Source organism: Pseudomonas sp. 50_B (assembly GCF_017491625.1).
GTDB classification, from domain to species: domain Bacteria; phylum Pseudomonadota; class Gammaproteobacteria; order Pseudomonadales; family Pseudomonadaceae; genus Aquipseudomonas; species Aquipseudomonas danubii.
On the sequence record NZ_JAFGYX010000012.1, the window covers coordinates 134,149 to 147,917 of the forward strand.

Here is a 13,769-nt window from a genome sequence, read left to right on the forward strand (position 1 = left end):
ATCAGCTGTATCTGACCCATTTGGTCATAGTCTTTTTCACTCGAATGGTCGCAAAAATCTTCAACAGGTCGCTTTTTACCGCTAGTCTGCGGGCATCTGCTACGCCGACAACCCTACATCAATAAGAGTTGGCCATGACTGAGCTGTCCCCCCTTCAACGGTCTGCCAGCGCGGTGATTCCTGCGTTGGAAGGGCGTTTCTATCGACCCCCTCTGCCCGACGGATACGTGCAGCGGCCGCGTCTTTGCGAACGCTTGAGTGCCGGGTTGAAGGGCAGGCTGTTGCTGGTCAGTGCGCCGGCCGGGTTTGGTAAGAGCTCGTTGGCGGTGGAGTTTTGCCAGGGCTTGCCGGGCAACTGGCAGAGCCTATGGCTGGGGTTGAGCCGCCGGGACAGCGATCCCGGGCGTTTCCTCGAACGCTTGCTGGCCGGTTTGCAGCAGTACTTTCCCCAATTGGGCCGGCAGTCTCTCGGTCTGTTGAAAATGCGCCAGCGCCATCAGCCTTTCGCCTTTGAAGAGTGGCTGGATGGCTTGCTGGACGAACTGGCGCTTCACCTGTCTAGCAGCAGGCCGTTGTTGCTGGTCCTGGACGACTATCACCTGGCCCAGGGGCCGGTGCTTGATCGTTGCTTGCAGTTTTTCCTCAATCACCTGCCCGACGGCCTGCTGGTGCTGGTCACCAGCCGCCAGCGTCCGGATTGGCATCTGGCGCGGCTGCGGCTTTCACGACAGTTGCTGGAGCTGCATGAGCAGGATTTGCGCCTGACCCATGACGAGTCCCTGAGCTTGTTGGACCGCCACAGCAGTTCCTTGCGCGGCGAGGCTCTGGAAAGCCTGATCCAGCGCAGCGAGGGCTGGGTTGCCGGGCTGCGTTTCTGGCTGTTGGCAGCGTCCGAGGCTGGTGCGCTGGGCACCTTGCCTCAGGGACTGCATGGGGGCGAAGGGCTGATCCGCGACTACCTGCTGGAAGAGGTCATCGACTGCCTGCCCGCCGAGGTCCAGGCTTTCCTCTATGACACGGCGCCCCAGGAGCGCTTCTGCGCCGAGCTCTGCGACGCCCTGCGCGAAGCGCATGACAGTGCCGAGATCCTGGGTTTCCTGCAGGCTCACCAAGTGTTCCTGGTGCCATTGGACGAACACGGGCACTGGTATCGCTATCACCATCTGTTTTCCGATCTGCTGCGTACCCGACCCACGGCCAATACCCTGGTGCCGGCCGCCAGCCTGCATTTGCGTGCCTGTCGTTGGTTCAACGCTCAGGGGCTGCTGGATGAAGCCGTGGAGCAGGCGCTGCGTGCCGGACACCTGGATGTGGCGGCCAACCTGGTGCAGAACCTGTCGGAGGAGCAACTGCTGGCGGAGCAGAATGTCGGCATGCTGCTGCGCTGGAAGATGGACCTGCCCGATAGCCTGCTGATCAGCACACCGCGGCTGATCGTGCTCTACAGCTGGGCCCTGGGCCTGGCCTGCCAGTTGGACGCGGCAGAGGAACTGGCGGATCACCTGAGTCGTTTCCTGCCGGCGCCTTCGGCTACTGCGCAAAAGTCGATGCTGGCGCAATGGCTGGCCTTGAGCGGGATCATCGCTCGTGGGCGGGGCCAGCGGGAACGGACCCTGGCCTACTGCGGCGAGGCTCTGGAAAGCCTGCCGCACAAGCGTTACGGACAGCGCCTGATGTGTCTGTCGACCTTGTCCAACCTGGCGATCACCGACGCCGACCTGTGGCGCGCCCGCAGTCTCAATCGCGAATCCCTGGAGTTGGCGCAGCGGGTCGGCAATCCGCTGTTCGAGGCCCTGGCCCATTACGATCGGGCCCGGGTTCTGCAGGCGCGGGGCGAGGTGCTCAGAGCGCTGGAGGAGGTGCACCAAGGGCTGCGACGGCTGCAGGGACTGTCGGCTCAGCGGCTGTACGCGGTGCGGGCCCGGCTGACCCTGTATGAAGGTTATCTGTTGACGCTGCGTGCCCAGCCTGAGGCCGGCCTGGTGCGTTTACAGGCCGGGTTGCTGGAGGCGCGGGCCTGTCGCGACATCAGCGTGTTGATCGCCCATTGCGTGATCGCCAAGCAGGAAGGCCTGCGGAGCGAGTTTTCCCGGGCCTTTGCCGAGTTGGCCGAGGCCGAGCGCCTGATGCACATCTGGGACGTGCCGCCGATCTACTACTTGGCGATGATCACTCTGGTGAAGTGCGAGCTCTGGCTGGCCCAGGGCCGCATCGACCTGGCCGAGGCCTGGCTGGCGCGTCTGGGCCAGACCTACACTGGAGAGCAGGCTGCGGCGCCGCCGGAGTTCCATCCGCAGTTGCCCTTGCACATCGAATTGCAGCAAGCCCAACTGGAAACCATCAAGGGCGACTCCGCCCGGGCCGAACAGCGCTTGAGTCGATTGGTGCAGCATGGCCAGCAAAGCGGTCGGCAGTTGTTGAGCGTTATGGCCCTGACCCAGAAAACCCTGCTGTTGCTGGCGTCCGGGCGCGGCGCAGAGGCACGACGGGACTTTGCCCAGGCCCTGGAAGCAGCGGTGGGGGGCGCAGTGCAACCTTTCGAGAGCTTGATCCGCAGTCACCCCTGCTGGATGCGCGAGCAATTGCAGCACTGTGTGTCGACCGCTTTGACTCAGGCTCTGTTGCAGCGTTTGCCTGCTGCCCCCCGTGAGCTTCCCGAGGCGGCTCATAGTGAGTCGTTGAGTTCCCGGGAGCTGTCGGTGCTGCAATTGATTGCTCAGGGGTGTTCCAATCAGGAAATCAGCGAGCGCTTGTTCATTTCGCTGCATACGGTGAAAACCCACGCCAGCCATATCAACAGCAAGCTGGGGGTTGAGCGACGTACACAGGCAGTGGCACGGGCCCAGGAGTTGGGGTTGCTGGGGTAGGCGCTACCCCGCCGGCCAGGGCTTTTGGCGGCCGCGTCGAGGTCGGCCAACCGGCTGCAGCTGCGCCGTGATACAGCGTCGGGCCCGGGGTTATCGGGCCAGGTGCTGTTTGCAGTAATCGGCGAACAGGCGCGCCGGCTTGGTCAACTGGCCACGCTTGAGCCAGGCCGCCACCAGGCCGGAGCCGGTCACGTCCTCGACAATATCCACGCACACCACCGGCTTGCCGTCGTAGGAGCACTGGGAGTGGGGGCGGGTTACCAGAATCGAAAAGCCGAAGCCCTGGCCCACCATGCCCCGCACCATCTCGATGGAGGGCGAGCTGAAGGCGATCTGTGGCGTCAATCCCAGTTCCTCGAACAGGCTGACGAAGTAGGTCCGGCTCGGTTGCACATCCAGCAGGATCATTGGTTCCAGGCTCAGGTCACGCAGTGAAACCTGGGCCTGCTGGGCGTAGCGGTGGTCGGCGGGAAGCAACGCATAGGGCCGTTGCGGTGGCATCAGTGGTTCGGTTTCGATGGTGCCGTCCAGTTCGTGCTCGTACAGGATCACCAAGTCGAACGCACCGCCGGTCAAGCCCTGTACCAGTTCCTGCTGTTCGCCATCGCGGATGCGGATTTCCACCCCGGGATACAGGGCACTGAAGCCGGCGATCAACTGCGGCAGGTACAGCGGTGCCACGGTTTCAAAGCAACCGATGTCGATCTGTCCGGCCACCACGTCGTTGTCCGCCAGGGCGTTCTGCTCGAACTCCTTGGCCATGCGCAGCAGTTCCTGAGCCTTGCGGTAGAAGCGTGCACCACTTGGGGTCAGGGAAACCCCCAGGGCGTGGTGGCGGATCAGCAATTGCACGCCGAAGCTGTCCTCCAGGCCCTTGATGGCGGTGGAGATCGACGGCTGGGCGATATACAGCTTGCGTGACGCTTCAGCGACGCTGCCGCATTCGACGGTGGTGATGAAGTACTTGAGTTGACGCAGATTGTAGGCGGCCACAGCGAACCTCGTTCTGATTCGGCTCTAGAGTGCACTGCGAAAGATGCAGCCCGCTTCCTGCAAGCAAGTTATGCACCGACAAGCCTCCCGGGCTTGGTTTCTTGTCCGTCAACGATACTCACAAACGCTGTCGGAAAGGGCGGGGTCTAGGCAGTTTTTTCATCGCTTGTGAACAGGTATTTCCTGGCCTTGAACGATCTCGACCAGGACGATGCTTTTCAACTTTACGCCTCTGGAGCGCTCTGCGGTGCAGGCAGCTCCTCGGCGGGCGGGGCGGCATTGAAGTCCAGGGTGACCGTGAAGAGTTGCTGTTCCATCAGCACCTCAATGCGCCAGCCGAGCCGGGCGCTGAGTTGCCGCATCAGTTCCAGGCCCAGGCCATAGCCAAAGTCGTTGGATGGCTCCAACTGCTTGGCTTCCCGGATGCGGTTGACGATGCGCAGTTGTGGGTAGTCGAAATTGATCTCGACACTGCCCTCATCGGCGTATTGCAAGGCATTGCGCAGGAAGTTGCCCACCACGATGCGGCAGGCGGTCAGAGGCAAGCGGCAAGGGGTGCTGCTGATGTCCAGCAGCAGTTCGATATCCCGTGTACCGATCAGGTAGCGGTGTTCCTCGATCAGTTCAGTGACCAGGCCGCTCATGTCGATGGGTTCCTCGGGCAAGGGTTCTGGCAGTTCCCGGCTCATCCACAGCAAGGTTTCGGCGATGCGCTGCATGTTCAATACCGAGCGCTCGATACGTTGCAGGGGCGGCGGCAGGACGCCGCCGGATTGCAAGGTCAGCAGTTCGATATTGGCCTTGAGCACCGCCAATGGGGTGCGCAGTTCATGGCTGGTGTAGCGCAGCAGGCGGCCTTCGCGCAGGCTGGCGGCCTGCACCTGCTGCACGCTTTGGGCCAGGGCATCGGCGAGCACGTTGAACTCCTTGAAACCAAAATTAGGTCGCTGGCCGGACACCGCGTCCGCATCCTTGAGGGTCGAGGACCACTGGGCCAGGCGCTCCAGGGGCCTTACCAGCCACCAGACCAGCAGGACAATGATGATCAGCGCCGGGACGAACACCGCCAGGCTGATGAGGTTGACGCCGCGCAACTGGCGCTCGATGTAGGCGTCGGACAGTGGCGTCTCCACTTCGCCGCCTTCTTCCTTGTCGTGGTCGACGTCGAACATGTACAGGGTCTTGCCGTCGCTAAGGGGCTGGGCCAGGACCGCCCGCCCTTCATCCTCGTCATCGGAGTCCAGGTCGCCGAAGGCCTGCAGCGCGCCGAAGGACAGGCTGGGCGGAGTGTCCAGCAGCTGACGGATTTTCTCCGGCAGCGCCTCTTTGCCTATGACGCTGGTATAGAAGTAGTTGTGCGGCGGTGGGGTGTTTGGATCTTTCTTGTAATGCCTGGCGAAGTACTGGGCTTCCTCCTCCATCATGGCGCTGGCGGTATAGAGCAGGCCACGGATACTGTACTCGGGCAGCAGCAGGCTGTAGATCAGCAACACCACGGCAATCAGCAGCAGGAAGCTGCCGCTGATCACCCATTTCAGACCCAGACCGTTACGCATGTGACCTCATCTGAATGCCAATACCAGGGAGGGTGTGGATCAACGGTTGGCCGAAGGACTTGTCCACGGTCTTGCGCAATCGGTGCATGTGCACCTTGAGGGTATTGCTGTCCGGTGGCTCGTCGCCCCAGATCATGGTCTCCAGGCGTTCCCGGGTTACCGGTTCCGGACTGGCACGCATCAGGCATTCCAGCAGGGTCCAGCAAATGGGTGACAGATGCAGTTCTTGCCCGGCGCGGCTGACCTTGCGGGTAGACAGCTCCATCACCAGGTCGGCCACTTGCAGGCGGCTTGCCTGGCCGCTGCGGCGCATGCTCAGGGCTCGGATACGGGCCACCAGTTCCGCCATTTCAAAGGGCTTGACCAGATAGTCGTCAGCCCCGGCGGCGAAGCTGGCGAGTTTGTCGGAAAGGGCATCCAGCGAGGTGAGCATCAGGATCGGCGTCTGGCTGCCTTGCTGGCGCAACTGTTGGCACAGCTGCTGGCCGTCCAGTCGCGGCAACATGATGTCCAGCAGGATGACGTCGTAGTGCTGGCTTAAAGCCAGGTTAAGGCCGGTCTGGCCATTGCTGGCGTGGTCGCAGACGATGCCGCTGATTTCCAGGTACTCGATGACGGTGTTGGCCAGGTCGAGGTTGTCCTCGACCAATAGCAGTTGAATATGCACGGAAACGTCCCCTTGGACCCTTGGCGCTTGGTGGGCCGAAGGATAGCGGAGTCAGGCCGGTTTCTGCCGATGTTTACCCGGTGTTAACCCGGCCGTCTCTAAGCTCGGGCTCTTCTTAACTCCAGAGCGTGGCACAGCCATGAACCTGATTTCGGTAGTCAAAGGAATCCTGCTGGTCCTGATACTTCTCGTCCTGATGGCCTGCGTCCTGCCTTCCCAGGCACCTTTGGGGCGCCTGGGAGGGGGCGGCCCCCTGAGTTGGTTACTGATTGGCCACAGTGTTGAGCGGGCGGGATCCGAGCATGTCATCAGTGCATGCTGATAAGACCGGCGCCAGCTACACCGATCAGTTGGTGCTGTGCCTGGTGCTGATTCTCTGTGTATCGATCTCCCTGGGGATCTACATCATGCGCTTCAATGCGCAGATCGACCGGCAGCGCGAATTGTCCCCGGTGCACTTGCTCGAATGCGGCCAGGGGCGCGGGGCCTTCATTGTCGACCCTCATGGACAGCGCAGTAGCAGTGACAACTGTTTCCTGGTGGATGAGGACAACTAGTTTCGGGTCTGCTCGGCACTCAGAACGATTCGCCGTCGAATTCAAGCACAAGAAACGTGGTTCTTGCGCTTGAATCTCGTTTTACAGTGTCGGCGTACTGAGAAGACGGCCATGGACCACTGGGTTCCGGGTCCGATTCCACTGGCGGATTGAAGGAGACCTGAGATGTCCTGCGTATTCAAACTGATGCCGTCCCCCGTTGGCCAACTGACCCTGGTGGCCAGAGGGACCAAGCTGGCGGCGATTCTCTGGGAGCACGAACGGCAGAACCGGGTACGTCTCGGGCCGTTGCAGGAGTCGGTTGATCATCCCCTGCTGCTGGAAGCCGAGCGCCAGCTTCGGGAATACTTTGCAGGCAGCCGTGAGCGCTTCGAGCTTGAGCTGGATTTCGTCGGTACCGAGTTTCAGTGCAAGGTCTGGCAGGCCTTGCTGACCATCCCTTTCGGTGAGACCCGCAGCTACAGCCAGATCGCCCAGCAGATTGGCAGTCCCAAGGCGGTGCGGGCGGTGGGTGCAGCCAATGGCCGGAACCCGATCTCGATTGTGGCCCCCTGTCATCGAGTGATCGGTGCATCGGGGAGCCTGACCGGCTTTGCCGGAGGGCTTGAAGCCAAGCAGTTCCTGCTGGCACTGGAGGGGGAGGAGACGCTGCAACTGGCGTTCTGAGTGAGTGTTGGCGGTGAGCTGTGCCAGAATGCGCCATCGATTTTTCTGGAACGCTTCCATGGACGCCGCCAAACCCAGCCTTATCCGCGAAACCTTCCCCGTCGGGCCTTTGCAGTGCAACTGCACCATCATTGGCGACCCGCTGACCAAGAAAGCCATAGTTGTCGATCCGGGAGGCAATCCCGATTTGATCATGGCTCGCCTCGATGCCCTGGGGTTGAAGGTGGTGAGCATCATTCATACCCATGCGCACCTGGATCATTTTCTTGCCTCCGGGCAGATGAAGGAAAAGACCGGCGCCACTTTGCATCTGCATAAGGACGACCAGTTCCTGTGGGACAACCTTGAGATGCAGTGCAGCATGTTCGGCGTGCCCTACACCCCGGTCCCGTCCCCGGACCGCTGGCTGGGCGACGATGAGGAACTGGCCTGCGGTTGCGGCGTGGCCCTGCATACTCCCGGGCACACTCCGGGTTCCATGAGTTTTTGGTTTTCCGAGGCTAAGCTTCTGATTGCCGGCGACACGCTGTTCAAGCGCGGGGTCGGGCGCACGGACTTGTGGGGCGGGGATCAGGCCACCCTGGTGCGTTCGATCAAGCAGCGTCTGTATACCCTTGATGAAGATGCCACAGTGGTTGCCGGGCACGGTCCAGACACTCGATTGGGCGATGAGATGCGCCAGAATCCGTTTGTGAGGGCCTGACTTTTAGCCAGGCTGCTGACGGAATTTTTGCCACTCTGTGTGTTCCAACGCTAGCTAAGGTCTGTTGCCAACGTCCGCTGCACCACAGAATGCAAAATGTAGGAGTTTTCCATGTTCACCTCGCGTCGTTTGATTGTTGTCGCTACTGCTGTGGCCTTGTTGTCCGGCTGCGCTTCGCCTAACCCCTATGACAATCAGGGGCAGGCCGACGGCGGCTCGTCGGGCATGAGCAAAACTGCAAAATACGGTGGCCTGGGTGCCCTGGCTGGTGCATTGGCCGGTGCTGCCATTGACCACAATAACCGTGGCAAGGGCGCGTTGATCGGTGCCGCGGTGGTGGGGGCATCCGCTGCCGGTTACGGTTACTACGCCGACCAGCAGGAGAAAAAACTGCGCGCCAGCATGGCCAATACCGGGGTTGAAGTGCAGCGTCAGGGTGATCAGATCAAGCTGATCATGCCGGGCAACATCACGTTTGCCACTGATTCGGCGAATATCGCCCCAAGCTTCTACCAACCGCTGAACAACCTGGCCAACTCCCTGCGCGAGTTCAACCAGAACCAGATCGAGATCGTCGGCTACACCGACAGCACTGGCAGCCGTCAGCACAACATGGACCTTTCCCAGCGTCGTGCCCAGAGCGTGGCGACCTACCTCACGTCCCAGGGGGTGAGCAGTGCCAACCTGTCCGCTCGCGGTGCTGGTCCGGACAATCCGATTGCCAGCAACGCCGACGTCAATGGCCGTGCGCAGAACCGTCGTGTAGAGGTCAACCTCAAGGCGATTCCGGGCCAGCAGTATCAGCAGCAAGGTCAGCAGTACCAGCAGCCCTACCAGCAGTACTGATCGACTCGACTGCAATCCCAGGTACAAAAAAGCCCGCCCGATGCAAATCGGGCGGGCTTTTTAATGACTGAAGCGGTTACTTCTTCAGACCGTAGTGCTCGTCGAGCATACCCGGAGCGTTTGGCGTCTTCGGCGCGTAGTCCCGTGGTGGCTCCTGATCCCGCGGTGGAGTCAGGCGCTCCCGTGGAGTTTGTGCCGACTCGGAATGCAGTGCAGCCAGCAGGCGTTGCCGGGTCAGTTCGTCCAGGGCCAGGCGGTTGGCACCCTCGGCGAGATGGTCCTGCACTTCCTGATAGCTCTGGGTGAGCTTTTTCACCAGGGTGGCAGTGCTGTTGAAATGGGTGACCACTTCATTTTGATAATTGTCGAAACGTTCCTGAATATCGTCCAACTGACGCTGCGTGCGGTTAGGCGCGGCATTGGGCAGCAGGCGAGCAACCAGGAATCCAATGGCGACACCCGCGACCAGGGCAAGAGTCGGCAACAACCAAACTAAGAGCGAGTGTTCCACGAGTCCTTCCTCTATAAACGGCTTTGCTTTACGTTAACGGCTCGAACCTGCGCTGTATACCGCGATTCACTCGCAATAGATTGGCACAGACCATTTGCTAGACGAGTCGACCCCCTTCGAGGTCACGGAGTTCCTTCCTTGCTAATGCGTGAAACCCCTGTAGTGATTGCCGGCCCGGTGGGCCAATTGGAAGCCCTGTATCTGGAGGTGCCCGATCCTCGTGGCGTGGCACTGATCTGCCACCCCAACCCGGTGCAGGGCGGCACCATGCTCAACAAGGTGGTGTCCACCTTGCAGCGCACCGCGCGGGATGCCGGCCTGATCACCTTGCGCTTCAACTACCGGGGCGTTGGTGCCAGTGAAGGCAGTCACGACATGGGCAGTGGCGAAGTCGATGACGCCCAGGCTGCCGCCCAGTGGTTGCAGGCCAAACATCCTGAACTGCCATTGACCCTGCTGGGGTTCTCCTTCGGCGGTTTTGTCGCCGCCAGCCTTGGCGGGCGCCTGGAGGCCCAGGGCGTGCAGCTCAAGCACCTGTTCATGGTGGCGGCGGCGGTGACCCGTCTGCGGGATACCGACCAGTTGCCGGAAAACTGCCCGCTGACCCTGATCCAGCCGGAAACCGATGAAGTCATTGACCCTCAAGCGGTCTATGACTGGTCCGACGCGCTTGTTCGCCCCCATGAGCTGCTGAAAGTGGCAGAATGCGGGCACTTTTTTCATGGCAAGCTCACTGATCTCAAGGATCTGGTGCTGCCGCGACTTTCGAATTGATAGCAGTCTGATAAGCGATTACCCATGACTACTCGTACGCGTATCCTCACCGGCATCACCACCACCGGTACCCCGCACCTGGGCAACTACGCTGGCGCGATTCGCCCGGCGATCCTTGCCAGCCGTGACAGTAATGCCGATTCCTTCTACTTCCTGGCCGACTATCACGCGCTGATCAAGTGCGATGACCCTTTGCGCATTCAGCGTTCGCGCCAGGAAATCGCGGCGACCTGGCTGGCGGGCGGCCTGGATGTGGAACGTGTGACCTTCTATCGTCAGTCGGACATTCCGGAGATTCCGGAACTGACCTGGCTGCTGACCTGCGTAGCCGCCAAGGGCCTGCTCAATCGTGCCCATGCGTACAAAGCATCGGTGGACAAGAACCTAGAGGCCGGTGAAGACCCGGATGCCGGCATCACCATGGGGCTCTACAGCTATCCGGTGCTGATGGCCGCAGACATCCTGATGTTCAACGCGCACAAGGTGCCGGTGGGCCGTGATCAGATCCAGCACGTGGAAATGGCTCGGGACATCGGCCAGCGTTTCAACCATCTGTTTGGCCAGGGCAAGGAGTTCTTCACCATGCCCGAGGCACTGATCGAGGAGAGTGTCGCGACCCTGCCTGGCCTGGACGGTCGCAAGATGTCCAAGAGCTACGACAACACCATCCCTTTGTTCACCAGTGCCAAGGACATGAAGGACGCGATCTCGCGGATCGTCACTGACTCCAAGGCGCCGGGTGAGGCCAAGGACCCGGACAACTCCCATCTGTTCACTCTGTTCCAGGCGTTTTCTACCCCGGCACAGGCCGCCGAGTTCCGTACTGAGCTGTTGCAGGGGCTGGGCTGGGGCGAAGCCAAGAACCGCCTGTTCCAGTTGCTGGATGGTGAATTGGGCGAGGCTCGTGAGCGTTACCATCAGTTGATCGCCCGTCCCGGGGATCTTGAAGACATTCTGCGTGCCGGCGCCGCCAAAGCTCGGGCTGTGGCCACGCCGTTCCTTGCCGAGCTGCGTGAGGCCGTGGGCCTGCGCTCCTTTGCCAGTCAGGTGCAAGTTGCCGCCACGACCAAGAAAAAGGCCGCCAAGGCCGCGCGCTTCATCAGCTTCCGTGAAGACGATGGTAGTTTCCGTTTCCGCTTGCTGTCCGCCGATGGCGAGCAGTTGCTGCTGTCGCGTCACTTCGCCGATGGCAAGGCTGCTGGTGCGGTGACCAAACGACTGCAATCGGGGCAGGAGCTGGATCTGCGTAGCGAAGCCGGCAGTTTCAGCGTTTGGCTGGATGGCGCCTGCGTGGCTGACAGCCCAGCCTTCGCTGACGCTGCCGCGCGTGACGCAGCCATTGAAGCGCTGCGGATTGCGCTGACCCCAGCGCAGGACTAATCGGAATCTTCCCGACCAAGGGCTGATTGCCATTCCCCAGGGCCGTCGCTAAAGTGACGGCCCGTTTTTGTTGCCTTGCTAACGAATTATGACGCCCCTAGAACGATACCAAGCAGATCTGAAACGCCCGGACTTCTTTCATGACGCGGCACAGGAAACCGCTGTGCGTCATCTGCAGCGCCTGTATGAGGATCTGATTGCAGCTGAGCAAAACAAGCCGGGTTTGCTCGGCAAGCTCTTTGGCAAGAAGGATCAGGCGCCGGTCAAGGGGCTGTACTTCTGGGGCGGAGTAGGGCGTGGAAAGACTTATCTGGTAGACACCTTCTTCGAAGCCTTGCCGTTCAAGGAAAAGGTTCGTACGCACTTTCACCGCTTTATGAAGCGCGTACACGAAGAAATGAAAACCCTGGGTGGCGAAAAGAATCCGCTGACCATCATTGCCAAGCGTTTCTCACAAGAGGCGCGGGTGATCTGCTTCGATGAATTCTTCGTGTCTGATATTACCGATGCGATGATTCTCGGCACCCTGATGGAAGAGTTGTTCAAGAACGGTGTGACCCTGGTGGCGACGTCGAACATCGTTCCGGATGGCTTGTACAAGGACGGTCTGCAGCGTGCGCGCTTTTTGCCGGCCATTGCCCTGATCAAGCAGAACACCGAGATCGTCAACGTCGACAGCGGCGTCGACTACCGTTTGCGGCATCTGGAGCAGGCGGAGCTGTTTCACTATCCATTGGATGAAGCTGCCCATGAAAGTCTGCGCAAGAGCTTCCGTGCGCTGACGCCAGAGTGCACTCAGGCGGTGGAAAACGATGTTTTGATCATCGAGAACCGAGAAATTCGTGCGCTGCGCACCTGTGATGATGTGGCCTGGTTCGACTTCCGTGAGCTGTGCGATGGCCCTCGTAGCCAGAACGACTACATCGAACTGGGCAAGATCTTTCATGCCGTGCTGCTCAGTGGCGTGGAGCAGATGAGTGTCACCACGGATGATATTGCTCGGCGTTTCATCAACATGGTCGACGAGTTCTATGACCGCAACGTCAAGCTGATCATCTCCGCCGAGGTCGAGCTCAAGGACCTCTATACCGGAGGGCGCTTGACGTTCGAGTTCCAGCGCACTCTCAGCCGGTTGCTGGAGATGCAGTCCCACGAGTTTCTGTCGCGGGCCCACAAGCCATAATCTCGAGTCGATGAAAAAGGGCCTGCATTGCAGGCCCTTTTTTTATGCCGCCTGCTGCTGGAACTGCTGGCGGTACTGATTGGGTGAGAGTTCGGTGTGTTGGCGGAACAGGCGGGCGAAGAAGCTGGCGTCGTCGTAGCCGACTTCATAGCTGATGGTCTTGATGCTCTTGCGCGTTCCCGAAAGCAGGCCCTTGGCGGTTTCGATGCGTAGACGCTGCAGGTAGTGCAGGGGCTTGTCGCCGGTAGCCGTCTGAAAGCGGCGCATGAAATTGCGAATGCTCATGCCATGTTCGCGAGCCACGTCCTCGAAGCGGAACTTGTCGGCGAAGTGCTCTTCAAGCCAATGCTGGATCTGCAGGATGATTACATCCTGATGCAGTTTCTGGCCGCCGAAGCCGATGCGTCCGGGGGCGTAGCTGCGCTGCACTTCATAGAGGATGTCCCGAGCCACGGCCTGGGCCACGTTGGCTCCACAGAAGCGTTCGATCAGGTAAATGTACAGGTCGCAGGCCGAGGTGGTGCCGCCGGCGCAATAGAGATTGTCGGCGTCTGTCAGGTGCTTGTCCTGGTTGAGCTGGACCTTGGGGAAGCGCTCGCTGAAGGCGTTGAAGAAGCGCCAGTAAGTGGTGGCTTCCTTGCCGTCGAGCAGTCCGGCTTCAGCCAGCCAGAAAACCCCGGTGGCTTCACCGCAAAGCACTGCACCGCGGGCGTGCTGGGCGCGCAGCCAGGGCAGTATCTGTGGATAACGCTGGCACAGGGTGTCGAAGTCATCCCAGAAGGCCGGGAGAATGATCACATCGGTATCTTCCAGCGCACCGTCCACTGGCATGATCACATTGCTGAAGCTGCAGACTGGCTGGCCGTCGGGGCTGACCAGGCGAGTTTCGAATGCCGGAGTCAGGCCTTGGCCCAGCTGTTTGCCGTAACGCAGGCTGGCCAGATGGAAAAAATCCTTGGCCTGCATGAGGGTGGAAGCGAAAACCCGGTCGATAGCCAGGATGCTGACGCGCCGCAAGGGCGTGGAGGTTTGGTTAGACATAATTCAATTGTTCTTATAGGGGAAA

The 13,769-nt window shown here is 60.5% G+C and carries 13 protein-coding genes; 8 read left to right on the forward strand and 5 right to left on the reverse strand.

The window, feature by feature from the left end:
* The first annotated feature begins 134 nt into the window (after positions 1–134).
* Positions 135–2,867, forward strand: coding sequence for a LuxR C-terminal-related transcriptional regulator (locus tag J5M73_RS18420; protein WP_207815953.1), 2,733 nt, complete (start codon positions 135–137; stop codon positions 2,865–2,867).
* 90 nt (positions 2,868–2,957) lie between these two features.
* Here the strand turns inward: J5M73_RS18420 and J5M73_RS18425 are convergent, their stop codons facing one another.
* The 3 genes from J5M73_RS18425 to J5M73_RS18435 form a co-directional block, all read right to left on the reverse strand.
* Complete coding sequence (locus J5M73_RS18425) at positions 2,958–3,860, reverse strand: LysR family transcriptional regulator (RefSeq protein WP_102860294.1); 903 nt, start codon at positions 3,858–3,860, stop codon at positions 2,958–2,960.
* Between the two features lie 224 nt (positions 3,861–4,084).
* Positions 4,085–5,416 (reverse strand): HAMP domain-containing sensor histidine kinase, encoded by a 1,332-nt coding sequence (locus J5M73_RS18430; RefSeq protein WP_102860295.1) that lies wholly within the window; start codon positions 5,414–5,416, stop codon positions 4,085–4,087.
* A complete protein-coding gene (locus J5M73_RS18435) occupies positions 5,409–6,083 on the reverse strand; it encodes a response regulator transcription factor (RefSeq protein WP_102860296.1) in 675 nt (224 codons plus the stop codon). The genes J5M73_RS18430 and J5M73_RS18435 overlap by 8 nt, the downstream gene beginning before the upstream one ends.
* Positions 6,084–6,385: 302 nt before the next feature.
* Between J5M73_RS18435 and J5M73_RS18440 the strand changes: the two genes are divergently transcribed.
* From J5M73_RS18440 to J5M73_RS18455, 4 genes are all read left to right on the forward strand, one after another.
* Positions 6,386–6,640, forward strand: coding sequence for a hypothetical protein (locus J5M73_RS18440; protein WP_102860298.1), 255 nt, complete (start codon positions 6,386–6,388; stop codon positions 6,638–6,640).
* Between the two features lie 165 nt (positions 6,641–6,805).
* Positions 6,806–7,306 carry a methylated-DNA--[protein]-cysteine S-methyltransferase gene (locus tag J5M73_RS18445; RefSeq protein ID WP_102860299.1) on the forward strand — a complete coding sequence of 167 codons (501 nt, stop codon included), beginning with the start codon at positions 6,806–6,808 and terminating at the stop codon, positions 7,304–7,306.
* A gap of 58 nt (positions 7,307–7,364) precedes the next feature.
* Entirely contained in the window at positions 7,365–8,009 is a 645-nt protein-coding gene (locus tag J5M73_RS18450) for an MBL fold metallo-hydrolase (RefSeq protein WP_015636939.1), read from the forward strand.
* Positions 8,010–8,120: 111 nt separating this feature from the next.
* Complete coding sequence (locus J5M73_RS18455) at positions 8,121–8,855, forward strand: OmpA family protein (protein ID WP_102860300.1); 735 nt, start codon at positions 8,121–8,123, stop codon at positions 8,853–8,855.
* A gap of 76 nt (positions 8,856–8,931) precedes the next feature.
* Here J5M73_RS18455 and J5M73_RS18460 read toward each other — a convergent pair whose 3' ends face one another.
* The gene (locus J5M73_RS18460; protein WP_102860301.1) at positions 8,932–9,366 is read right to left on the reverse strand and encodes a DUF1043 family protein; all 435 of its coding nucleotides are present in this window, start codon (positions 9,364–9,366) and stop codon (positions 8,932–8,934) included.
* 144 nt (positions 9,367–9,510) lie between these two features.
* Here J5M73_RS18460 and J5M73_RS18465 point away from each other — a divergent pair, with 144 nt between their 5' ends.
* The 3 genes from J5M73_RS18465 to zapE all read left to right on the forward strand — a co-directional run bounded on the left by J5M73_RS18465 (position 9,511) and on the right by zapE (position 12,703).
* A complete protein-coding gene (locus J5M73_RS18465) occupies positions 9,511–10,140 on the forward strand; it encodes an alpha/beta fold hydrolase (protein WP_102860302.1) in 630 nt (209 codons plus the stop codon).
* 24 nt (positions 10,141–10,164) lie between these two features.
* Positions 10,165–11,520 (forward strand): tryptophan--tRNA ligase, encoded by a 1,356-nt coding sequence (locus tag J5M73_RS18470; RefSeq protein ID WP_102860303.1) that lies wholly within the window; start codon positions 10,165–10,167, stop codon positions 11,518–11,520.
* Between the two features lie 88 nt (positions 11,521–11,608).
* Positions 11,609–12,703, forward strand: coding sequence for a cell division protein ZapE (zapE, locus tag J5M73_RS18475; RefSeq protein WP_102860304.1), 1,095 nt, complete (start codon positions 11,609–11,611; stop codon positions 12,701–12,703).
* A gap of 42 nt (positions 12,704–12,745) precedes the next feature.
* On the opposite strand, the gene J5M73_RS18480 is transcribed toward zapE, so the two are convergent.
* Positions 12,746–13,645 (reverse strand): GlxA family transcriptional regulator, encoded by a 900-nt coding sequence (locus tag J5M73_RS18480; protein WP_170001537.1) that lies wholly within the window; start codon positions 13,643–13,645, stop codon positions 12,746–12,748.
* Positions 13,646–13,769: the final 124 nt, after the last annotated feature.

Excerpts from the sequence above, each read along its gene's own strand:
- J5M73_RS18470 (WP_102860303.1), top strand. The coding sequence starts at position 10,165 with ATGACTACTCGTACGCGTATCCTCACCGGCATCACCACCACCGGTACC.
- J5M73_RS18455 (WP_102860300.1), top strand. The coding sequence starts at position 8,121 with ATGTTCACCTCGCGTCGTTTGATTGTTGTCGCTACTGCTGTGGCCTTG.
- J5M73_RS18465 (WP_102860302.1), top strand. The coding sequence starts at position 9,511 with ATGCGTGAAACCCCTGTAGTGATTGCCGGCCCGGTGGGCCAATTGGAA.
- J5M73_RS18430 (WP_102860295.1), bottom strand. The coding sequence starts at position 5,416 with ATGCGTAACGGTCTGGGTCTGAAATGGGTGATCAGCGGCAGCTTCCTG.
- J5M73_RS18420 (WP_207815953.1), top strand. The coding sequence starts at position 135 with ATGACTGAGCTGTCCCCCCTTCAACGGTCTGCCAGCGCGGTGATTCCT.
- zapE (WP_102860304.1), top strand. The coding sequence starts at position 11,609 with ATGACGCCCCTAGAACGATACCAAGCAGATCTGAAACGCCCGGACTTC.
- J5M73_RS18440 (WP_102860298.1), top strand. The coding sequence starts at position 6,386 with ATGTCATCAGTGCATGCTGATAAGACCGGCGCCAGCTACACCGATCAG.
- J5M73_RS18450 (WP_015636939.1), top strand. The coding sequence starts at position 7,365 with ATGGACGCCGCCAAACCCAGCCTTATCCGCGAAACCTTCCCCGTCGGG.
- J5M73_RS18445 (WP_102860299.1), top strand. The coding sequence starts at position 6,806 with ATGTCCTGCGTATTCAAACTGATGCCGTCCCCCGTTGGCCAACTGACC.